The sequence below is a fragment of the Cupriavidus sp. 22TCCZM04-2 genome, assembly GCF_057798895.1.
On the sequence record NZ_JBYOJS010000022.1, the window covers coordinates 23958 to 44333 of the forward strand.

Below are 20376 nucleotides of genomic sequence, written 5' to 3' on the forward strand. Positions count from 1 at the left end.
CGCCCCAAAAAACCCCCCCATTTGTACCCCGCCGCCGGGGGGGGGGGGGGGGGGCGGGGGGGGGGGGGGGGGGGGCGCGCCCCCCCCCCCCCCCCCCCCGCCGTGGCCTCAATACACCAGCTCGACCGCCTCGTTGCCGAGCCACTGCCGCAGTTCGCCGAGCAGGGCTTCGTCAGGCTCGACGCGCCAGTTCGGTCCGAGGTGGATATCGCATGCGGCACTCGGATTGCGGTAGCGCACCAGCAGGCCAAGGCCCGCCAGGCCAGTGTCGCGCGGCTTGGCACGGTACTGGGTGAGCATGGTGCGCAAGCGTTCCATGGTCGAGTCTTCCGGTGCGAGCGCAATGCTGAGCGCGCTGGCATAGGCGCTGCGGGCCGTGGCGAGGTCCATCACCGACTCGGCCGTAAAGCGCACGCCGCCGGTAAAGGTGTCGTGGCGCGCGTTGCCGGTGGCGATCAGCAATTCGTCCTCGCGGAACATGTGCCGGTTGGCATCGAACAGCTCGTTGAAGACGGTCATCTCCACCAGCCCGGTGCCGTCGTCGAGTTGCACGATGATCATCTTGCCGCGCTGCGTCATCTGCGTGCGCACCCCGGCGATCACACCGGCGATGGTCTTGCCGCGCACATCGCGGCCAAACCCGCCGCCATTGCCCTGCACTTCCTTTTCGAGCCCCGCCAGCGTGCTCTTCACGAAGCGGCGCACCTCGTCGCGGCACGCGTCGAACAGGTGTCCCGAGAAGTAATAGCCAAGCGCCTGCTTTTCTTCCTGCAGCGTGCGCTTGGGCGTCCAGCGCGGCTCGTCGAGCAGTTCCGGGCCGTGCGCGTCGCCGGCATCGCCCATCAGGTCGAACAGCGAGACCTGGTTGGCCGACTGGGCCTTCTGGTCGGCCGCTTCCATGGCGATCGAGACCGAAGCGAGCAACTGCGCGCGGTTGTCGTTGAGGCTGTCGAACGCACCGGCTCGGATCAACGCCTCGATGGTGCGGCGGTTTACCTGGCGGCGATCGACGCGCTCGCAGAAGTCGAACAGGTCCGTGAACGGCCGTTCCGCGCGCGCGCGCAGGATGTCTTCGATGGCGCCCTGGCCGGAACCCTTGATGCCGCCGAGTCCATAGCGGATGGTTTTGGCATCGGTCGGCGCGAAGCGGTATTCGCTGGCGTTGACGTCGGGCGGCAGCACGGCAAGCTTGTTGAGCTTGCAGTCCTCGTAGAGGATCTTGACCTTGTCGGTATCGTCCATGGCCAGCGACATGTTGGCTGCCATGAATTCGGCCGGGTGATGCGCCTTGAGCCAGGCGGTGTAGTACGCCAGCAGCGCGTACGCGGCCGCGTGCGACTTGTTGAAGCCGTAGCCCGCGAACTTCTCCATCAGGTCGAAGATATCGTCGGCCTGCTCGGCGGAAAGTCCGTTCTTGGCGGCGCCTTCGCGGAACATCACGCGGTGCTGCGCCATCTCCTCGGGCTTCTTCTTGCCCATGGCGCGGCGCAGCAGGTCGGCGCCGCCCAGCGAGTAGCCGCCGATGATCTGCGCCATCTGCATCACCTGCTCCTGGTAGACCATGATGCCGTAGGTCTCCTTGAGCACGGGCTCGACGCGCGCATCCGGATACTCGACCTTCTCGCGGCCGTGCTTGCGCGCGCAGAAGCTGGGGATCAGGTCCATCGGGCCCGGCCGGTACAGTGCCACCAGCGCGATGATGTCCTCGAAGCGGTCAGGCTTGGCGTCCTTCAGCATGCCTTGCATGCCGCGGCTTTCCAGCTGGAACACGGCAACCGTGTTGGCCGTCTTCAGGATGTCAAAGGCCGGGCCGTCATCCAGCGGAATCTGGCTGCAATTCCAGTCCGCCTTGCTCGGGTCGAGCCGGCGGATATAGCGTTCGGCCCAGTCGAGGATGGTCAGCGTGGTCAGGCCCAAAAAGTCGAACTTGACCAGGCCGGCCGCTTCCACGTCGTCCTTGTCGTACTGGCTGACGACACCGCTCATGCCGTCGTTCTGCGCGCCCTGCGTGTAGAGCGGGCAGAAATCGGTCAGGCGCCCTGGCGCGATCAGCACGCCGCCGGCGTGCATGCCGACGTTGCGGGTCATGCCCTCGACACGCTGCGCCAGTTCCAGCAGCTGGCGCACTTCTTCCTCGTTGTTCTCGCGCTCGGTGAGCAGCGGCTCTTCCTTCTTGGCTTCCTCGATCGTGACGAGCTTGCCTGGCTTGAACGGAATCAGCTTGGCGATGCCGTCGACGAAGCCGTAGCCAAGGTCGAGCACGCGTCCCACGTCGCGCACCGCGGCCTTGGCCGCCATGGTGCCGAAGGTGGCGATCTGCGATACCGCGTCCTTGCCGTACTTTTCCTTCACGTACGTGATCACGCGGTCACGGCCGTGCTGGCAGAAGTCGATATCGAAGTCGGGCATGGACACCCGCTCCGGATTCAGGAAACGCTCGAATAGCAGCGCGTACTTGAGCGGGTCCAGGTCGGTGATGCCGAGCGCATAGGCCACCAGCGAACCCGCGCCGGAGCCGCGGCCCGGGCCCACGGGCACGCCGTTGTTCTTGGCCCAGTTGATAAAGTCCGCCACGATCAGGAAGTAGCCGGGAAAGCCCATCTTGATGATGGTGCCGGTCTCGAACTCCAGCCGCGCGTAGTATTCGGGCCGCTTGGCCTCGCGCTGCGCCTCGTCCGGGAACAGGACGGCCATACGCTTCTCCAGGCCGTCCTTGGCCATGAAGACCAGGTAGTCGTCGAGCGACATGCCGTCGGGCGTGGGGAACAGCGGCAGGCGCGGCTTGCCGAGCTCCAGCGTCAGGTTGCAGCGCTTCGCGATCTCGACGGCGTTCTCGAGCGCGGACGGGATGTCTGCGAACAGCGCGCACATCTCGTCCTGCGTCTTGAAATACTGGTCCGTGGTGAAACGGCGCGTGCGGCGCGGATTGGCCAGCAGTTCGCCTTCGGCGATACAGACGCGCGCCTCGTGCGCAGTGAACTCGTCCGGCGTCATGAACTGCACCGGATGCGTGGCCACCACGGGCAACTGCATCTCGGCGGCCAGGTGCACGGCCTGCTGCACATAGGCGTCCGTGCCCGGATGGCCGGCGCGCTGCACCTCGATGTAGAAACGCTGCGGGAAGACGGTGGCCCAATGCTCGGCGGCGCGACGGGCGCCTTCGACGTTGCCATTGGCCAGCGCCATGCCGACATCGCCACCCATCGCGCCCGACAGCGCGATCAGTCCTGTCGCCAGCGGCTGGCCCGCTTCACCGGGTTCGCTGAACCAGCCGGGCTCGATTTCGGCACGGCCACGGTGCTGGTTCGACAGCCATGCGCGGGACAGCAGCATGCACAGGTTCAGGTAGCCGATGCGGTCCTGCACCAGCAACAGCAGCCGCGCGGGCTTGTCGCGGTCGTCCGCATTGGACAGCCAGACATCGGCGCCGACCACGGGCTTGACGCCGCCGCCGCGCGCTTCCTTGTAGAAGCGGATCAGGCCGAAGGCGTTGGCAAGGTCGGTGAGAGCGAGCGCGCCCATGCCATCCTTGGCCGCGGCCTTCACGGCATCCTCCAGGCGGACGATGCCGTCGACGACGGAATACTCGGAATGGACGCGAAGGTGTACGAAACGGGGGGCAGACATGGGCGACATTGTACCGGCTCGGGCATGGCAACGGCCGCCCCGCAGACATCGTCGACACGCCACGATAGCTGAGGACGACGCTAGGAAATGGCGGCCGGCAGCGGGCCGGCGCGCTATAATTTCACGTTTCCAATCAGGCAGTTATCGCGTGCTTTGCGCGCGTGATGCAGCGCAGCCCATCATGCAGATCGTCAACATCTCCGCTTACAAGTTCGTCTCGCTCAACGACATCGAGACCTTGCGTCCGGAAATGCGCTCGCGCTGCGAGGCGCTCGCCCTGAAGGGCACCATCCTGCTCGCGCCGGAGGGTATCAACATGTTCCTGGCCGGCCCGCGCGATGCCATCGACGGCTTTATGGCGTGGCTGCACGCCGACGCGCGCTTCGCGGACATTACGCCCAAGGAAAGCCTGTCGGACAACCAGCCCTTCAAGCGCATGCTGGTGCGGGCCAAGAAGGAAATCATCACCATGAAGCGCCCGCTGATCCGCCCCGAGGAAGGGCGTGCGCCGTCGGTACGGCCGGTCGACCTCAAACGCTGGCTCGACCAGGGCCATGACGACGAAGGCCGCCCGGTGGTGATGCTCGATACGCGCAACGATTTCGAAGTGGCGGTGGGGACGTTCGATACGGTGGTGGAATACAACCTCACCAAGTTCAGCGAATTCCCCGAAGCCGTGGAAGCCCACAAGGCGGATTTCCAGGGCAAGACCGTGGTGTCGTTCTGCACCGGCGGCATCCGCTGCGAGAAAGCCGCGATCCATATGCAGGAAGTCGGCATCGATCACGTCTACCAGCTTGAAGGCGGCATCCTCAAATATTTCGAGGAAGTCGGCGGCAGCCACTATCGCGGCGACTGCTTCGTCTTCGACTACCGCACGGCGCTCAACCCGAACCTTGAACCGGCTGGTCCCAGGCAGTGCTTTGCCTGCCGCGCCGTGGTCACGCCGGAAGAGCAGCAAAGCCCGCAGTACGTCGTCGGCAAAAGCTGCCCGCACTGCATCGGGCAACAAGGTCAGGCCGCAGCCTGATTCTGCGCGCCGCAGCGAAACTCAGGCGGCAAGCAAGTGGTAGAGATTGCGCAGCATGCCGGCCGTCGCGCCCCAGATGAAGCGATGGCCACCGCCTTCGCGCGGGAAGGGCATGGCATAGAACATCCGTTCGCCATCGACCCAGCGGAACAGGCGTCGCTCATGGTGCGAAGGGTCCATCAGGAAAGCCAGCGGCACCTCGAACACATCGGCCACTTCGGAGGCGTCGGGCCGCAAGGTGAAGCCGTCGCGTACCAGGCCCACCACCGGGCTGACATGGAAACCGGTGCCGGTGATGTAGTCCGGCAGCGCGCCTAGCACCTCCACATAGTCGCGTGCCAGGCCCACTTCTTCCTCGGTCTCCCGCAAGGCCGTATCAACGCGGCTGGCGTCATAGTCTTCCTGGCTGCCACCGGGAAAACTGATCTGCCCCGCGTGCGCGCTCAGGTTGGCATTGCGTTCGGTGAGCAAGATCGTCAGGCCATCCCGGCGCTCGACAATCGGCACCAGCACGGAGGCCTGGCGCAGGCTTCGGCTACGGTCGTACACACGGGATTCATCGGTCAGCTCGGGCGCCCAGGCCGGCGGCACCTGCAGCCGGCGGCGGATGAAATCCGCCCTCAGGCGCGGCGCGCTCAGCGCCGGTCGGCGCGTGTCGGTATCGATGATGGGGAGGGATTCGGGATCAAAGGCGGGGCGCATAACAGGTTGAAGTATGACAGATGCTCGTCTTCCGGCAGCGCAGCAATCCGGCACAGTTGCCAAAACGCAAAAAGGGCACCTTGCGGTGCCCTTCCCGAGGAAACGTCCAGCCGGCAAAACCGGCCAGCATGTCCGGCTTACTGAGCAGCCTTGACTGCCTTCGAAACCAGCTTTTCCTTGATACGTGCCGACTTGCCCGAGCGCTCGCGCAGGTAGTACAGCTTCGCACGACGCACGTCGCCGCGACGCTTCACTTCGATGCCGGCGATCAGCGGCGAGTACAGCTGGAACGTACGTTCCACGCCTTCACCCGACGAGATCTTGCGCACGATGAAGGACGAATTCAGGCCACGGTTACGCTTGGCGATCACCACGCCTTCGTAAGCCTGCACGCGCTTGCGATTGCCTTCCACCACGTTCACGCTGACGATCACGGTGTCGCCGGGTGCGAATGCGGGGATGGTCTTGTTCGCGGTCAGACGCGCGATCTCGTCTTTCTCGATCTGCTCGATGATGTTCATCGTTCTTTCTCCGTAACCATCGTGCCGGCGTTGGATGCCCCGGGCATTGCCCGGGCCCCGGCAGAGGATGGGGTTTTACCTGGCGGGAGAAATCTCCCGCCCTTCTTTCGCCTGCCATTCCGACAGGAATTTCTCGTCGGAACGGGTCAGCAAACCTTGCCCGCGAGCGGTCTCGATCAGGTCGGGACGCTTTCTCGCGGTATTGGCCAGCGCCTGCTGGCGCCGCCATTTTTCAATCTCGGCATGATGGCCGCCGAGCAGGATCTCGGGTACCCGCACACCGTCGTACTCTTCCGGCCGCGTGTAATGCGGACAATCGAGCAAGCCGTTGACGAAGCTGTCCTGCACCGCCGACTGCGCGTCGCCCAGTACACCGGGCAAGTGCCGCACCACGGCATCGATCAATGCCATCGCGGGCAACTCGCCGCCGGACAGCACGAAATCGCCAAGGCTGATTTCCTCATGCACGCGACGATCGATCAGGCGCTGGTCGATGGCCTCATAGCGGCCGCACAACAGTACCAGTCCGGGCCGCTGCGCGAGCGACATGACCTTCTGGTGTGTCAGCGGCGCACCCTGAGGCGACATCAGCACCACATGCGGCGTCTCGACGCCTGCCTGAGCCTGCGCGGCCGAGGCCGCATCGATCGCTTCTTCCAGCGGCCTGGCCAGCATGACCATGCCGGGACCGCCGCCGTACGGCCGATCATCGATCGTACGGTAGTTGTCCGTGGTGAAATCCCGCGGATTCCAGGTACGCAGGGCGTACCGTTGCTGCTTGGCTGCCCGGCTGGTAATGCCCCAGTCGGTCAGCGCGCGAAACATGTCGGGAAACAGCGTGATTACATCGAACTGCATCCGCCTTCCCCCTCCAAACCGCACCGGCTCCGGTACAAGTTCAGTAGTCGAGCCCCCAGTCCACCACGATGCGCTTGCCCGCGGTGTCGACCGTGCGCAGGAACGCATCGACAAACGGCACGAGCCGCTCAGCGGCCTGACCGTCGGGCAATGCGTAAGCCACCTGCAGGATCTGGTGAGCCCCGTTATCGATCAGACCGGACACCTCGCCCAGCAACTCGCCTTGCTCGTTGCTCACGGTGCAGCCGATCAGATCTACCCAGTAAAACTCATTCTCGTCCGGCGCCGGAAAGTCCTCGCGTCGGATCCACACGCGTCGCCCCCTGAGCGCTTCGGCCAGATTGCGGTCCGAAACGCCGGTTGCCTGTGCCACCACGGTTCCGCTGTGCTCGCGCGATTGCGCGATCTTGACGCACACCGCCTGGGCACGCGAAGCCTCCGCCGTGGCCACCAGGCCAGCCTGCGGGGGCATCAGCAGCCACCAGCGGCGCGCATGCAGCAGCGCGGACGCATCATTGGCATGGGGCTGGATCTTGATCCAGCCGCGGATGCCATAGGCATCACCGACATAGCCGACCTCGACCAGATCATCCGGGAGGGGATCGGCATACAGCAGCGTCGCCGGCAGCTTGACCGCCTTGGACGACTCGCCTTGAGGCCGGTTCAGCGGCCTTGGCGCAGCGGCGCCCTGCTTTCGTTCAGTCACGTGTGCAATGAAAAACGCGCCCCGATAGGGAGCGCGCTGCAACCTGCTATCAGGCAGCAGCCTTGGCGGCGTTCTGCTTGACCAGGCGTGCAACGGTCGGCGACAGCTGGGCGCCAACGCCTTGCCAGTAGGCCAGACGGTCCTGCACAACGCGCAGGCCTTCTTCGCCTGCCGAAGCCAGCGGATTGTAGAAGCCAACGCGCTCAATGAAGCGGCCATCGCGACGGTTGCGCGAATCGGTAGCGACGATGTTGAAGAAGGGGCGCTTCTTGCTGCCGCCACGAGCCAGACGGATAACGACCATGAGATGGTTCCTCAGAAAACTTGGTGTTCGAACACGAAACGCAAGAGTATAGCCCAATATCCGTGGTCAAACAAACACTTAGACGGTTGACGCGATGCGTGCGCAAGGGCATCGTGGCGAAATCCGCGACTGGAGGCACGCCATGGGAATCGTCAGGCACTTCGTTGATCGCACCGCGCATCTGGCCGCACTGGCTTGCATCACGCTGCTGGGCGCGCCGTCCACCACGTTCGCGGCCCTGCCTCTCGCGGAGATCCAGTTGCCGCCAGGGTTCCGCATCGAAGTCCTCAGCGATACCGTGCCGGGCGCCCGCGAAATGGCACTGAGCCCCTCCGGCACCCTGTTCGTCGGCTCGAATTCCCAAGGCAAGGTCTACGCCCTGCCTGCGGCGCTGACCGGCAAGCCGGTGACACGCGTAGTGGCCCGCGGCCTTGCCATGCCAGTCGGCGTGGCCTTTCGCGATGGCAGCCTCTATGTGTCGTCCACCTCGCGCATTGTGCGGCTCGACGACATCGATGCTCGCCTCGACAACCCGCCGGCACCTGTCGTCGTGAGCGACCGGTTTCCCAAGGAAACGAGCCACGGCTGGAAATTCATCGCTTTTGGCCCGGACGGCTATCTCTACGTCCCGGTCGGCGCCCCCTGCAATATCTGCGCCCCGGACGAGAACCGCTACGCCAACATCATGAAGATACGACCCGATGGGTCGGACCTGCAGGTGGTGGCGCGCGGCGTGCGCAATTCGGTCGGATTCGACTGGCATCCCACGACGCACGAACTGTGGTTCACCGACAACGGCCGCGACAACCTCGGCGACGACCAGCCCGACGACGAACTCAATCGCGTTACGCAGGCCGGGCAGCATTTCGGCTATCCGTTCTGCCACGCTGGCAATGTCCCCGATCCCGAATTCGGCAGGCAGCGCCCCTGCTCCGAGTTCGTGCCGCCGGTGGCCAGGCTCGGCGCGCATGTCGCTGCGCTGGGCATGCGCTTTTACACCGGCACGCAGTTTCCGGCCGCGTACCGGAACAACATCTTCATTGCCGAGCACGGCAGCTGGAACCGCAGCGAGCCCATCGGCTACCGGGTCGTGCGCGTGACACTGGACGCGCAGGGCAAGGCGACAAGCCAGGAAATCTTTGCGCAGGGCTGGCTCCAGCACGGCAAAGCCTGGGGCCGCCCGGCGGACGTGCTGGTCGCGCCGGACGGCTCGCTGCTGGTCAGCGACGACCACGCAGGCGCGATTTATCGCATCCGCTACGCCCCCTGAAATCCCCCAAGGAGCGCCTGATTGCAACGAAACAATCCGTTACACCGGTAACGCGATTCGCATAGGCGGGCCGATGCCCCATGCGTACCATGAACCCAACTTTGAAACACAACGCTGCGCGTCTGGATCCTGGGATTCCGCATGTTCACCCGCTCATTCCTGCGCGACCTGGTGGCTGGCATCCTCGCCGTTGCGGGCTTGATCGGCGCCGTCGCCGCAAGTCATGCACAAGTCACGTTCTGGCCTCGCTCGCATGCCGATGCCCATGCCCCGCGTCTGCAGGCCGGCGGCTGGCAAATGGCCAGCGTCCGCGCCGAGAGCCGCGACCACGTCCAGGCACAGATCGACCGCATGGAAGCGCGCGCCCGCGCCGATGATCGGCTGAGCGGCAGGCCGAATGCCCCGAATGGCCGCGACGACAACCGTTCGCGCCCGCAGGAACGCACCAGCCAGAATGACGGCAACCGCAATGACAACCGCCCGGCCAGCGTAGGTCCGGGCTGGCAGGCCCGCGGCCGCGAAGGCGGCCGCTAAGCGCCCTGGAACTCGTCCGGGGGACTGCGGTCACTATCTGAGTGCGCCCCCAACGCGCGCACAGGCTGTCGCCCTCAAGCTGCCCTGCAACGTGCAGCGTACCGTCCGCGCGGACGGCATACCAAACTGACCTGCCTCTGCCCGGCACCTCCTGCAAGGCGGGGAGATCAGCCGGGCGACAGCCTCCACGGCAATGCCCCTGTCGTACAATGTGTCCCGGCTGGCACCCGCTGCCGCCGCGCCCCATTGACCGCTGCCGGTGGCATGCCCGCCGACACCCTTCGCCACGTTGCCCTCCCCATGCCCGCAGCCAGCCAAGCGCCACAAGCCTCCCGGCCCACCGCCGCGCCGTCCACGCGCTCGAGATCGAAGCTGCTGACGGTGGCGCTCGCCTTCCTGTTCGGCAGCCTTGGCGCGCACCGCTTCTACCTTGGCGGACTGCGCGACCAGTATGGCTGGCTGCACCTGCTGGCCATGCTTGCGGGTATGGTTGGCGTTGCGTCGATGGCGGCTGACGCCGGATCGCCCGCGTTGAACTGGACCTTCGCGGTGGCCGGCGGCACCTCCGTGATCGGCGCCTTCCTGGCCGCGATCATCTATGGCCTGCGCCCGGATGACAAATGGGACGCCCGCTTCAACCCGAATGGCACGCCCACGCGCTCAGGGTGGCCAGTGGTGATCCTGGTGATCCTGTCGCTGCTGATCGGCACCGGCTTGCTGATGGCCGGGCTTGCCATCAGCTTCCAGACCTTCTTCGAGTCGCAAGTGGAAGCGGCGCGCGCACTGTCACAGTAAGCCGCTTGCCGACGCCGGCCAGCCGTGCAGCCGTCCTTGCCCGGCGACGCCAGTGGCACGCAGGCTGCTGCCCGATCTTTGCTGAACTTGTCCGCACGCAAAGCGTGGCCAATGACGGGTTTCCCTTCCGGGCAAATCGCCCATACTGGAAAAACCGCCGGCCTCCGGCGGCAATCCGTCCGGCCGGCCCCGACACCGACCGTGCAAAGGAGCAAGACCGACATGCCTACGTATGAAGAGGGACGCCTGGCGGCCATCGCAGTCAGGCTCGCGTTGTCTTCAGGGCTGGCACCGGCCCGCGCCAGGGCCGCGCTGGAGTTGGCAAGCAGCATGATCCGCGATCAGGAAGCGACCGCCGCCACTCAGAACAAGGTGCCCTGCGCGTCGTCCGCATCGGCCGTCCAACTGGGCGGCACGCGAAATCGCGACGTATCGAGTTCGAATCGGTTGTAACGGAATCCCAGCCGGTCTGCCGCCTTGTAGAAGCGCTGGCGCATCAGATCGGCCCACACCCCTGTTCCGCGCATGCGTGTGGCAAAGCTGGCGTCATAGGCTTTGCCCTCCCGCATGTCACGCACGCGGTTCATCACCCGCTCGGCCCGGTCCGGAAAATGGGCCTGCAGCCATTCCTCAAACAGCGGGCGCACTTCCCACGGCAACCTGAGCACGATGTAGTTGGCATAGACGGCACCCGCCTGGCGCGCCGCCTCCAGCACTCGTTCCAGGTCCGGCTCCGTGATGAACGGAATAACCGGCGCGATACTGACGCCAACCGGGATGCCTGCCTCCGACAAGGTGCGGATCGTACGCAGGCGCCGCGATGGCGTTGCCGCGCGCGGCTCCAGGGTGCGCGCGATGGTAGCGTCCAGCGTGGTCAGCGTCACGGCCGCCACGGCGAGCCCCTTGGCCGCCATGGGCGCCAGCAGATCGATATCGCGCTCGATCAGCGAGGATTTCGTGATCAGCGCCACCGGATGGTCGCAGGCGCTGAGCACTTCGAGGATGCCGCGCGTCACACGATGCTCGCGCTCGATCGGCTGGTAGGCATCGGTATTGACGCCGAGCGCAATCGTCTCGCAACGGTAAGCCGGCCGGATCAGCGCCGCGCGCAGCCGTTCGGCAGCGTTGGTCTTGGCATACAGGCGGGTCTCGAAATCCAGCCCCGGCGACAGGTCCAGGTAGGCGTGCGTGGGCCTGGCAAAGCAATAGATGCAGCCGTGTTCGCAGCCGCGGTATGGATTCAGCGAGACATCGAACGGGATATCCGGAGACGCATTGTGCGTGAGGATCGAGCGCGCGCGCTCGATCGTGACTTCGGTGCGCAGCGGCGCAAGCGGCGCGGTGTCAACCGGGACGATTGGAATGACGGGCCTGCGCGTCGCCGCTTCTTTCCCCGTGCCGGCGGACTCGCCGGCGCTTTCGTCGTTGCCGGACCCTCCCCAGCCGTCATCGAACGGCTCGCGCTGGTCCCGTTCGAACCGGCCCTGGATATTGCTGACCGCGCCCCGCCCCTTGCGCGCCACTGGCGGACGAACGCCGGCCGTGGCGCTCGCATCCTCGGCGTCGCGTTCGCGGCGCAATGCACCGTGCGGATCGGGGGCGGAATCCGGCGGGAAACGTCTCATCGTCAGGCTGGCTGCGCCTTCTCCTCCACGGAAATGGCCAGTGTCTCCTTGATCTCTTCCATGACTACGTAGCTCTTTGACTGCGCGGCGCCCGGCAACTGCAGCAGGATATCGCCGAGCAGGCGCCGATATTCGCCGATCTCGCGGATGCGCGCCTTGATCAGGTAATCGAAGTCGCCCGAGACCAGATGGCACTCCAGCACCTCCGGAATCCGCAGGACTTCGCGGCGGAACTGCTCGAACATATTGCCCGACTTGTTCCCGAGCGAGATCTCGACGAACACCAGCAGCGCGCTGCCGAGCAAGCCCGGATTCAGCCGCGCGTAGTAGCCCATGATGACACCATCGCGCTCCAGGCGCTTGACCCGCTCGATGCACGGCGTGATGGTCAGCCCGACCGCCTCGGCGAGGTCTTTCATCGACATCCGGCCATCCGCCTGCAGCAGCATCAGGATCTTGCGGTCGAGGCGGTCGAGGGCACGCACCGGCTGGCGACTGGTTCTCATGAGTTATTCCTGTTTTTCTAAGAAATTCGAAAACTATGACTGGGTTATATTCAATAGTATAGAGACAAATCCTTCAATACCCTGACATCCTGGTTAGGAGCCCCCGAAACATGCGCGTTCTCGTACTTGGCAGTGGCGTCATCGGCGTCACCAGTGCGTGGTATCTGGCCAAAGCCGGTCATGAAGTAACGGTTGTGGACCGCGAAGCTGGCCCAGCGCTCGGCACCAGCTTTGCCAATGCCGGGCAGATCTCGCCGGGATACGCATCGCCGTGGGCCGCTCCGGGCGTGCCGCTCAAAGCCATCAAGTGGATGTTCCAGGAACACGCGCCGCTGAGCATTCGCCCTGACGGGACCCTGTTCCAGTTGCAATGGATGTGGCAGATGCTGCAGAACTGCAGCGCCGAGCGCTACGCCGTCAACAAGGAACGCATGGTGCGGCTGGCCGAATACAGCCGCGATTGCATCCGCGACCTGCGCGCCCAGACCGGCATTGCCTATGAAGGACGCCAGCAAGGCACGCTGCAAGTGTTCCGTACGCAGGGCCAACTCGATGGCGCGGCGAAGGACATCGCCGTACTCGAGGAAGCCGGCGTGCCCTACCAGTTGCTTTCGCGCGAGGAACTCGCCGCGAGCGAACCGGCGCTGGCCGCCGTCAGCCACAAGCTGAGCGGCGGCCTGCGCCTCCCCAACGACGAAACCGGCGACTGCCAGATGTTTACCGGACGCCTGGCAGCCATGGCCGAGTCGCTGGGCGTGAAATTCCTCTACAACCGCTCGATCAACAACCTGATGACCCAAGGCGACGCCGTGACCGGCGCCGTGGTCGATGGCGAGCCCATGCCGGCCGACCTCGTCGTCGTGGCGCTGGGCAGCTGGTCGACGCAGCTCGTCAAGCCGTTCCTGCATGGCATGTCCAACTTGCCGGTCTATCCGCTCAAGGGCTTCTCGATCACGGTGCCGATGACAGATGCCTCGCGCAGCCCGGTATCGACCGTGCTGGACGAAACCTACAAGGTCGCGATCACGCGCTTCGAGGATCGCATCCGCGTCGGCGGCATGGCGCAGATCGTCGGCTATGACCGTTCGCTCGATCCGGCCAAGCGCCGCACGCTGGAACACGTGGTCACCGACCTGTTCCCGGGCGCCGGCGATGTCAGCGAGGCCACCTTCTGGACCGGCCTGCGTCCGATGACGCCGGACGGCACGCCCATCGTCGGCCCGACCCAGGTACGCGGCCTCTGGCTCAATACGGGCCACGGCACGCTTGGCTGGACCATGGCCTGCGGCTCGGGCAAGCTGCTGTCGGATCTGGTCTCGGGCAAGTCCCCCGCGATCCGCGCGGACGACCTGTCGGTGGCACGGTACCTGAAGCCGGCTCGCACGCACGGCATGCCGCGTCCCGCGACGGCCTGACCGGGCCGGACATATCAGCAAAAAAGGGCGGCCCGACAGGCCGCCCTTTTTTGTATGCCGGAAAACGCCGAATCAGAACTGCTCAGGCGAAACGGCATTCACCGGCGCAGAGCCCGCGACGATGGCATCGCGCAACCCCGACGCTTGCGACAAGACATGCTCGGCGAAGAAATGCGCTGTGGCAATCTTGGCATCATGGAAGCCCGGATCTGCCGCACGCTTCGCGTCCGCCGCCAGCATCGCGCGGCCAAGCTGCCAGCCCGAGAACACAATGCCGCACAGCTTCAGGTAAGGCACGCTGCCCGCGAACACCGCGTTCGGGTCCGACTTGGTATTGGCGACGACGAACGCCACCACGGCTTCGAGCGCAGCACGGCCCTTGGCCAGTTGCGCCTGCACTGCCATGAAGGCCGCGCCGCCGTGCTTGCCCAGTGCGGCTTCGGTTTCGGCGATGCCGGCGCAGAGACTACGCGCCACCGCGCCACCGTCACGCACCGTCTTGCGGCCGACCAGGTCATTCGCCTGGATGGCGGTGGTGCCTTCGTAGATCGCCAGGATGCGCGAATCCCGGTAATGCTGTGCCGCACCGGTTTCCTCGATGAAGCCCATGCCACCGTGCACCTGCACGCCAAGGCTCGTCACATCGATCGACATCTCGGTGCTCCAGCCCTTCACGATCGGCACCAGGAACTCGTAGACGGCCTGGTTCTGCTTGCGCACCGCCTCGTCCGGATGGTTATGCGCCGCATCGCTGATGGCGGCAGCCACGTAGGCCACGGAACGCGCGCCTTCGATCAGGCTGCGCATGGTCATCAGCATGCGCTTGACATCCGGATGGTGGATGATCGTCACCGCCTCGCGCGCCGAACCATCGACCGGGCGGCTCTGCACGCGTTCGCGAGCATAGCCCACGGCCTGCTGGTAGGCCCGCTCGGAAATGGCAATGCCCTGCATGCCGACCGCGAAACGCGCCGAGTTCATCATGATGAACATGTACTCGAGGCCGCGATTCTCTTCGCCCACCAGCGTGCCGATGGCACCGCCGTGGTCGCCGAACTGCAGCACCGCGGTCGGGCTGGCCTTGATGCCCAGCTTGTGTTCGATCGACACGCAATGCACGTCGTTGCGCGCGCCCGTAGAGCCGTCCGCGTTGACCAGGAACTTCGGCACGATGAAGAGCGAGATGCCCTTCACGCCTTCCGGCGCATTCGGCGTGCGAGCCAGCACCAGGTGGACGATGTTGTCCGCCATGTCGTGCTCGCCGTAGGTAATGAAGATCTTGGTGCCGAAAATCTTGAAGGTACCGTCGCCCTGCGGCTCCGCACGCGTGCGCACCGCAGCCAGGTCCGAACCGGCCTGCGGCTCGGTCAGGTTCATGGTGCCAGTCCACGCGCCGGAGATCAGCTTGGGCAGGTAGGTGGCCTTCTGCGCATCGGAGCCGGCCGTCAGCAGCGCCTCGATGGCGCCGTCCGTCAGCAGCGGACACAGCGAGAACGACAGGTTCGCGCTGTTGAGCATTTCGTTGCAGGGCGTGCCAATCAGTTTGGGCAGGCCCTGGCCTTCGAATTCCTGCGGATGCTGCACGCCTTGCCAGCCAGCCTCGGCAAACTGACGGAACGCTTCCTTGAAGCCCGGGGTGGTAGTGACCACGCCGTCTTTCCAACTGCTCGGGTCCAGGTCGCCGGCGCGGTTCAGCGGCGCTACCACCTGCTCGTTGAACTTGGCGGCCTCTTCCAGTACAGCCTGGGCGGTTTCCGGCGTGGCTTCCTCGAAGCCCGGCAACTGGCTGACGGCTTCCAGCCCCGCCAGCTCGTTCATCACGAACAGCATGTCCTTGAGCGGTGCGCGGTAGGTCATCGATGTCTCCAAACGTGTATGAAAAAGCCGTTCGCGGGACAGGCCCGGAACGGCTTATGCAGCATCTTTACAGGGCCGGCCGCAAGGCAGCCGGCGATGCATCAGCCCAGTGCGGCAACCAGCTCCGGCACCACGGTGTTCAGGTCACCAACCAGGCCGTAGTCCGCCACCGAGAAGATCGGGGCTTCGGCGTCCTTGTTGATCGCAACGATCACCTTGGAGTCCTTCATGCCGGCCAGGTGCTGGATCGCGCCCGAGATACCGACGGCGATGTACAGCTGCGGCGCGACGATCTTGCCGGTCTGGCCGACCTGGTAGTCGTTCGGCACGAAGCCGGCGTCCACGGCCGCGCGCGAAGCGCCCAGCGCGGCGCCCAGCTTGTCGGCCAGCGGCGTCAGCACCTTGGTGTAGTTCTCGCCCGAGCCCACGCCACGGCCACCCGAGACGATCACCTTGGCGGCGGTCAGTTCCGGACGGTCGTTCTTGGCCACCTCGCGCGAAACAAACTGCGACACGCCTGCGTCGGCCACGGCCGGCAGGTTTTCCACGGCGGCCGAACCGCCTTCGGCGGCAGCGGCGTCAAAGGCCGTACCGCGCACGGTGATGACCTTGATCTTGTCCGACGACTTCACGGTGGCGATGGCGTTGCCAGCGTAGATCGGACGCTCGAACGTGTCCGGGGCGTCGACCTTGGAGATTTCCGAGATCTGCGCCACGTCCAGCTTGGCGGCCACGCGCGGCAGGATGTTCTTGCCGTACGGGGTGGCGGGAGCCAGGATGTGGCTGTAGTCGTTGGCGATGGCCAGCGCCTGCTCGGCCACGTTCTCGGCCAGGCCGTCGCCGAAGTAGGCGGCGTCGGCCAGCAGCACCTTCGACACGCCGGCGATCTTCGCGGCGGCGGCGGCAGCGGCGGCGGCGTTGGCGCCAGCCACCAGCACGTGGACATCGCCGCCGCATTGGGCAGCTGCCGTCACGGTGTTCAGCGTGGCGGCCTTGATCGATTGATTGTCGTGTTCAGCAATGACGAGTGCAGTCATGTTCTATCTCCCCGCGCTCAGATAACTTTGGCTTCGTTCTTCAGCTTCTGCACCAGCGTCGCAACGTCCGGCACCATCACACCCGCGCTGCGCTTGGCAGGCTCGACCACCTTCAGGGTCGACAGGCGCGGCTTGACGTCCACGCCGAGGTCTTCCGGCTTGACGGTATCGAGCGGCTTCTTCTTGGCCTTCATGATGTTCGGCAGCGTGACGTAGCGCGGCTCGTTCAGGCGCAGGTCGGTCGTCACCACGGCCGGCAGCTTCAGCGACAGGGTTTCGAGACCGCCGTCGACTTCACGGGTCACCGATGCCTTGCCGTCAGCCACGACCACCTTCGAGGCGAAGGTCGCCTGCGGCAGGCCTGCCAGCGCGGCCACCATCTGACCGGTCTGGTTCGAGTCGTCGTCGATGGCCTGCTTGCCCAGGATCACCAGTTGCGGCTGCTCCTTGTCGATCAGGGCCTTGAGCAGCTTGGCCACGGCCAGCGGCTGCAGGTCTTCGTTCGATTCCACCAGGATGCCGCGGTCGGCACCGATCGCCATGGCGGTGCGCAGGGTTTCCTGGCACTGCGCCACGCCGCACGACACGGCGATGACTTCGGTGGCAACGCCCGCTTCCTTAAGGCGCACGGCCTCTTCGACGGCGATTTCGTCGAACGGGTTCATGCTCATCTTGACATTGGCCAGATCCACGCCGGTGCCGTCGGCCTTCACCCGCACCTTAACGTTGTAATCCACCACCCGCTTGACTGCGACGAGTACTTTCATGCGCTCACTCCACTGATAGCTGATAGTCAGAAATTTGTCCGCTCGTCATTATAACCACCGGGTTGGCGGCTCTCATATTTTTCGAACGATCGTACTATTTTATCGGCAAAATTTTGCCGGGCATAGCCCGGCAGGCCTTTTGCACGCTGGTGATTGTGCCGCCACCCGGGCGGCACGCACATCGTCGATTTGGATGAAGTCCCCGACTTACCAGGCCGTAATCACCGAATCCTTGAAGGTGGAAGTGATGTATTGCTTGATTTCCGGCGACTGGTAGGCCTTCACCAGCTTGGCGACCCAGGGCTTGTTCTTGTCGGCCTCGCGGATCGCGATCAGGTTCGCATAGGGACCCTTCGGGCCTTCCATGGCGATTGCATCACGTGTGGGCGACAAACCCGCCGATTCCGCATAGTTGCCATTGATCGCGGCGGCGTCCAGGTCATCGAGCGAGCGCGGCAGTTGCGCGGCGTCCAGCTCGACAATGCGGAGCTTCTTCGGGTTCTCGACGATATCCAGCGGCGTTGCCTTCAGGCCGGCATTCGGCTTGAGCTTGATCAGGCCCTTGCTCTGCAGCAGCAGCAGGCCGCGGCCGCCGTTGGTCGGATCGTTCGGCACGCCGACGCGCGCGCCGGCCTTGAGCTGGTCCAGCGACTTGATCTTCTTGGAATACACGCCCATCGGGAACGTGACCGTGAAGGCGATATGCGTGAACTTGTAGCCGCGGTCCTTCATCTGGGCTTCGAGATACGGCAGGTGCTGGTAGCTGTTGGCATCCAGGTCGCCAGCGGCCAGCGCGGCATTGGGCTGCACGTAGTCGCTGAATTCAATCACCTGGATGTTGAGGCCATCCTTGGCCGCGACCTTCTTGACCTGCTCCATGATCTGCGCGTGCGGGCCGCCGGTGACGCCGATCTTGATCGGCTTGTCCTGGGCCATGGCGCCCGTGGCCAGTGTGGCGCCGAGGGCGGCGCCGAGAATCCATTGCAGCAGGTTGCGACGTTGCATGTCTTGCCTTCTTTCTCAAGTAGCCGGCTGACCGCGGATGCGACACAGCCTGTTTGGTTGCCGGTGAATCGACTCTGGTGACGATCAGCGATGGCTGATGCGCCGGACCAGCCAGTCGCCAAAGCTCTGCACGGCCTGCACGAAGATGATCAGGATCACGACCACCGCGACCATCACCTCGGTGATGTAGCGCTGGTAGCCATAGCGGATGCCCAGGTCGCCCAGGCCGCCACCGCCGATCGCGCCCGCCATGGCCGAATAACCGACCAGGCTCACGAAGGTGATGGTCAGGCCGGCGACGATGCCGGGCATTGCCTCGGGCAGCAGCACCTTCCAGACGATCTGTCCGGTGGTGGCGCCCATCGACTGCGCCGCCTCGACCAGGCCCTTGTCGACCTCGCGCAGCGCGCTTTCCACCAGGCGCGCAATGAACGGGATCGCCGCGATGGTCAGCGGCACGATGGCGGCCGTGGTGCCGATCGACGAACCCACGATCACGCGCGTGAACGGGATCACTACCACCAGCAGGATGATGAACGGGATCGAACGCACCGCGTTGACGACCACGCCGATGGTGCGGTTGAACAGCGGATGCGACAGCACGCCACCACGATTGGTCAGGTGCAGCAGCACGCCCAAGGGCACGCCCAGCAGCGAGCCGACCACGCCGGAGATCGCCACCATCAGCAGCGTTTCGTTGAACGACGTGAGGAACAGGTCAAACATCTCAGACAACATGTTCGATCTCCTCGACCACCACGCCCTGTTGCTGCAGGTATTCCATTGCCGCCTTCACGTCGGCCAGTTCGCCAGTCGCCATGATCGCCAGGGAGCCGAAGGCCTGTCCCTGGATTTCATCGATATGGCCGTGCAGGATGTTGAAATCGAGCCCATAGCGGCGAATGGCCTGCGCCAGCACCGGCTGGTCCACGCCCTCGCCGGTAAAGGCCAGTCGGTAGACATGATCGCGCCCGTTGCCCAGCCGGCTTTCCACGCGCTTGAGCACGCTCTCGGGCAGCTCCTGCGCAATCACGTCGCCGATCATCGCGCGCGTGACTTCATGCCGGGGACGCAGGAACACGTCGATCACGCGCCCTTCTTCCACCACGCGGCCGGCTTCCAGCACCGCCACGCGATCGCAGACCTGCTTGATCACCTCCATCTGGTGCGTGATCATCACGATGGTCAGGCCCAGTTCACGGTTGATCTGCTTGAGCAGGTCAAGGATCGAGCGGGTGGTTTCGGGGTCGAGCGCGGAGGTCGCCTCGTCCGACAGCAGCACCTTGGGCTTGCTCGCCAGCGCGCGCGCAATGCCCACGCGCTGCTTCTGACCACCGGAGATCTGCGCCGGATAGCGGTCCTTCAATGCTGAAAGCCCGACCAGTTCGAGCAGCGGCAGCACGGTGCCCTCGATTTCCGACTTCGACTTGCCCGCCAACTCCAGCGGCAGTGCCACGTTCTGGAACACGGTGCGCGACGACAGCAGGTTGAAGTGCTGGAAGATCATGCCGATCTCGCGTCGCGCCAGGCGCAGCGCGCCGTTGTCCAGCGCGGTCAGGTCCTGGCCGGCGACGATCACGCGTCCGCTGGTGGGGCGGTTGAGCAGGTTGATGGCGCGTACCAGCGTGCTCTTGCCCGCGCCGCTGCGGCCGATAATGCCGAAGACCTCGCCCGCCCCGATGGACAGGCTGACGTCCCGCAATGCATGCACTTCACCCGATCCGCCGGGGAAGCGCTGCGAGAGTCCTTGCAGTTCGATCATGGGATTGACCAAAAGAAAACGGCAACAGGCGAGAAAATCTCCAGCGCTGTTGCCG

The 20376-nt window shown here is 65.0% G+C and carries 19 protein-coding genes; 5 read left to right on the top strand and 14 right to left on the bottom strand.

Features of this window, described 5'->3' with window-relative positions:
* Positions 1 to 108 precede the first annotated feature (108 nt).
* Positions 109 to 3627, bottom strand: a complete 3519-nt coding sequence (gene dnaE / locus AC3FKG_RS25240) for a DNA polymerase III subunit alpha (protein ID WP_488744427.1) — start codon at positions 3625 to 3627, stop codon at positions 109 to 111.
* Positions 3628 to 3808: 181 nt separating this feature from the next.
* Here dnaE and AC3FKG_RS25245 point away from each other — a divergent pair, with 181 nt between their 5' ends.
* Positions 3809 to 4657, top strand: coding sequence for a sulfurtransferase (locus AC3FKG_RS25245; protein WP_488744428.1), 849 nt, complete (start codon positions 3809 to 3811; stop codon positions 4655 to 4657).
* Positions 4658 to 4678: 21 nt separating this feature from the next.
* Here the strand turns inward: AC3FKG_RS25245 and AC3FKG_RS25250 are convergent, their stop codons facing one another.
* From AC3FKG_RS25250 to rpsP, 5 genes are all read right to left on the bottom strand, one after another.
* Positions 4679 to 5359 carry a CoA pyrophosphatase gene (locus AC3FKG_RS25250; protein WP_483710762.1) on the bottom strand — a complete coding sequence of 227 codons (681 nt, stop codon included), beginning with the start codon at positions 5357 to 5359 and terminating at the stop codon, positions 4679 to 4681.
* Between the two features lie 137 nt (positions 5360 to 5496).
* Positions 5497 to 5880: a 50S ribosomal protein L19 gene (rplS, locus tag AC3FKG_RS25255; RefSeq protein ID WP_483710761.1), complete on the bottom strand. Its 384-nt coding sequence runs from the start codon at positions 5878 to 5880 to the stop codon at positions 5497 to 5499.
* Positions 5881 to 5955: 75 nt separating this feature from the next.
* A complete protein-coding gene (gene trmD, locus AC3FKG_RS25260) occupies positions 5956 to 6738 on the bottom strand; it encodes a tRNA (guanosine(37)-N1)-methyltransferase TrmD (protein ID WP_483710760.1) in 783 nt (260 codons plus the stop codon).
* Positions 6739 to 6778: 40 nt separating this feature from the next.
* Entirely contained in the window at positions 6779 to 7444 is a 666-nt protein-coding gene (rimM, locus tag AC3FKG_RS25265; RefSeq protein WP_483710759.1) for a ribosome maturation factor RimM, read from the bottom strand.
* Positions 7445 to 7493: 49 nt separating this feature from the next.
* Entirely contained in the window at positions 7494 to 7748 is a 255-nt protein-coding gene (gene rpsP, locus AC3FKG_RS25270) for a 30S ribosomal protein S16 (protein WP_483710758.1), read from the bottom strand.
* 142 nt (positions 7749 to 7890) lie between these two features.
* Here rpsP and AC3FKG_RS25275 point away from each other — a divergent pair, with 142 nt between their 5' ends.
* From AC3FKG_RS25275 to AC3FKG_RS25285, 3 genes are all read left to right on the top strand, one after another.
* Positions 7891 to 9018 (top strand): PQQ-dependent sugar dehydrogenase, encoded by a 1128-nt coding sequence (locus AC3FKG_RS25275; RefSeq protein WP_488744429.1) that lies wholly within the window; start codon positions 7891 to 7893, stop codon positions 9016 to 9018.
* A gap of 141 nt (positions 9019 to 9159) precedes the next feature.
* Positions 9160 to 9552 (top strand): hypothetical protein, encoded by a 393-nt coding sequence (locus tag AC3FKG_RS25280; protein WP_483710756.1) that lies wholly within the window; start codon positions 9160 to 9162, stop codon positions 9550 to 9552.
* Between the two features lie 300 nt (positions 9553 to 9852).
* Positions 9853 to 10347, top strand: coding sequence for a TM2 domain-containing protein (locus AC3FKG_RS25285; RefSeq protein WP_483710755.1), 495 nt, complete (start codon positions 9853 to 9855; stop codon positions 10345 to 10347).
* A gap of 362 nt (positions 10348 to 10709) precedes the next feature.
* On the opposite strand, the gene AC3FKG_RS25290 is transcribed toward AC3FKG_RS25285, so the two are convergent.
* Together AC3FKG_RS25290 and AC3FKG_RS25295 are read right to left on the bottom strand one after the other, a co-directional pair.
* Positions 10710 to 11972 carry a PA0069 family radical SAM protein gene (locus AC3FKG_RS25290; protein ID WP_488744430.1) on the bottom strand — a complete coding sequence of 421 codons (1263 nt, stop codon included), beginning with the start codon at positions 11970 to 11972 and terminating at the stop codon, positions 10710 to 10712.
* 2 nt (positions 11973 to 11974) lie between these two features.
* Complete coding sequence (locus AC3FKG_RS25295) at positions 11975 to 12478, bottom strand: Lrp/AsnC ligand binding domain-containing protein (RefSeq protein ID WP_276099779.1); 504 nt, start codon at positions 12476 to 12478, stop codon at positions 11975 to 11977.
* Between the two features lie 110 nt (positions 12479 to 12588).
* Here AC3FKG_RS25295 and AC3FKG_RS25300 point away from each other — a divergent pair, with 110 nt between their 5' ends.
* Positions 12589 to 13893: a D-amino acid dehydrogenase gene (locus AC3FKG_RS25300; protein WP_483710753.1), complete on the top strand. Its 1305-nt coding sequence runs from the start codon at positions 12589 to 12591 to the stop codon at positions 13891 to 13893.
* Between the two features lie 72 nt (positions 13894 to 13965).
* On the opposite strand, the gene AC3FKG_RS25305 is transcribed toward AC3FKG_RS25300, so the two are convergent.
* The 6 genes from AC3FKG_RS25305 to AC3FKG_RS25330 form a co-directional block, all read right to left on the bottom strand.
* Complete coding sequence (locus AC3FKG_RS25305; protein WP_488744431.1) at positions 13966 to 15750, bottom strand: acyl-CoA dehydrogenase; 1785 nt, start codon at positions 15748 to 15750, stop codon at positions 13966 to 13968.
* A gap of 101 nt (positions 15751 to 15851) precedes the next feature.
* Positions 15852 to 16787 (bottom strand): electron transfer flavoprotein subunit alpha/FixB family protein, encoded by a 936-nt coding sequence (locus tag AC3FKG_RS25310; protein ID WP_483710751.1) that lies wholly within the window; start codon positions 16785 to 16787, stop codon positions 15852 to 15854.
* Positions 16788 to 16804: 17 nt separating this feature from the next.
* Positions 16805 to 17554 (bottom strand): electron transfer flavoprotein subunit beta/FixA family protein, encoded by a 750-nt coding sequence (locus tag AC3FKG_RS25315; protein WP_483710750.1) that lies wholly within the window; start codon positions 17552 to 17554, stop codon positions 16805 to 16807.
* A gap of 207 nt (positions 17555 to 17761) precedes the next feature.
* Positions 17762 to 18559: a MetQ/NlpA family ABC transporter substrate-binding protein gene (locus tag AC3FKG_RS25320; RefSeq protein ID WP_483710749.1), complete on the bottom strand. Its 798-nt coding sequence runs from the start codon at positions 18557 to 18559 to the stop codon at positions 17762 to 17764.
* 84 nt (positions 18560 to 18643) lie between these two features.
* Positions 18644 to 19297 carry a methionine ABC transporter permease gene (locus tag AC3FKG_RS25325; protein WP_483710748.1) on the bottom strand — a complete coding sequence of 218 codons (654 nt, stop codon included), beginning with the start codon at positions 19295 to 19297 and terminating at the stop codon, positions 18644 to 18646.
* Positions 19287 to 20321 carry a methionine ABC transporter ATP-binding protein gene (locus AC3FKG_RS25330; RefSeq protein WP_483710747.1) on the bottom strand — a complete coding sequence of 345 codons (1035 nt, stop codon included), beginning with the start codon at positions 20319 to 20321 and terminating at the stop codon, positions 19287 to 19289. Before AC3FKG_RS25330 ends, AC3FKG_RS25325 begins: the two co-directional genes overlap by 11 nt.
* Positions 20322 to 20376: the final 55 nt, after the last annotated feature.

Coding starts and splice junctions, on each gene's coding strand:
- dnaE (WP_488744427.1), bottom strand. CDS start 3,627: ATGTCTGCCCCCCGTTTCGTACACCTTCGCGTCCATTCCGAGTATTCC.
- AC3FKG_RS25300 (WP_483710753.1), top strand. CDS start 12,589: ATGCGCGTTCTCGTACTTGGCAGTGGCGTCATCGGCGTCACCAGTGCG.
- AC3FKG_RS25315 (WP_483710750.1), bottom strand. CDS start 17,554: ATGAAAGTACTCGTCGCAGTCAAGCGGGTGGTGGATTACAACGTTAAG.
- AC3FKG_RS25280 (WP_483710756.1), top strand. CDS start 9,160: ATGTTCACCCGCTCATTCCTGCGCGACCTGGTGGCTGGCATCCTCGCC.
- AC3FKG_RS25320 (WP_483710749.1), bottom strand. CDS start 18,559: ATGCAACGTCGCAACCTGCTGCAATGGATTCTCGGCGCCGCCCTCGGC.
- AC3FKG_RS25250 (WP_483710762.1), bottom strand. CDS start 5,359: ATGCGCCCCGCCTTTGATCCCGAATCCCTCCCCATCATCGATACCGAC.
- AC3FKG_RS25305 (WP_488744431.1), bottom strand. CDS start 15,750: ATGACCTACCGCGCACCGCTCAAGGACATGCTGTTCGTGATGAACGAG.
- rpsP (WP_483710758.1), bottom strand. CDS start 7,748: ATGGTCGTTATCCGTCTGGCTCGTGGCGGCAGCAAGAAGCGCCCCTTC.
- AC3FKG_RS25285 (WP_483710755.1), top strand. CDS start 9,853: ATGCCCGCAGCCAGCCAAGCGCCACAAGCCTCCCGGCCCACCGCCGCG.
- AC3FKG_RS25325 (WP_483710748.1), bottom strand. CDS start 19,297: ATGTTGTCTGAGATGTTTGACCTGTTCCTCACGTCGTTCAACGAAACG.
- AC3FKG_RS25290 (WP_488744430.1), bottom strand. CDS start 11,972: ATGAGACGTTTCCCGCCGGATTCCGCCCCCGATCCGCACGGTGCATTG.
- rplS (WP_483710761.1), bottom strand. CDS start 5,880: ATGAACATCATCGAGCAGATCGAGAAAGACGAGATCGCGCGTCTGACC.
- trmD (WP_483710760.1), bottom strand. CDS start 6,738: ATGCAGTTCGATGTAATCACGCTGTTTCCCGACATGTTTCGCGCGCTG.
- AC3FKG_RS25330 (WP_483710747.1), bottom strand. CDS start 20,321: ATGATCGAACTGCAAGGACTCTCGCAGCGCTTCCCCGGCGGATCGGGT.
- AC3FKG_RS25275 (WP_488744429.1), top strand. CDS start 7,891: ATGGGAATCGTCAGGCACTTCGTTGATCGCACCGCGCATCTGGCCGCA.
- AC3FKG_RS25245 (WP_488744428.1), top strand. CDS start 3,809: ATGCAGATCGTCAACATCTCCGCTTACAAGTTCGTCTCGCTCAACGAC.
- AC3FKG_RS25310 (WP_483710751.1), bottom strand. CDS start 16,787: ATGACTGCACTCGTCATTGCTGAACACGACAATCAATCGATCAAGGCC.
- AC3FKG_RS25295 (WP_276099779.1), bottom strand. CDS start 12,478: ATGAGAACCAGTCGCCAGCCGGTGCGTGCCCTCGACCGCCTCGACCGC.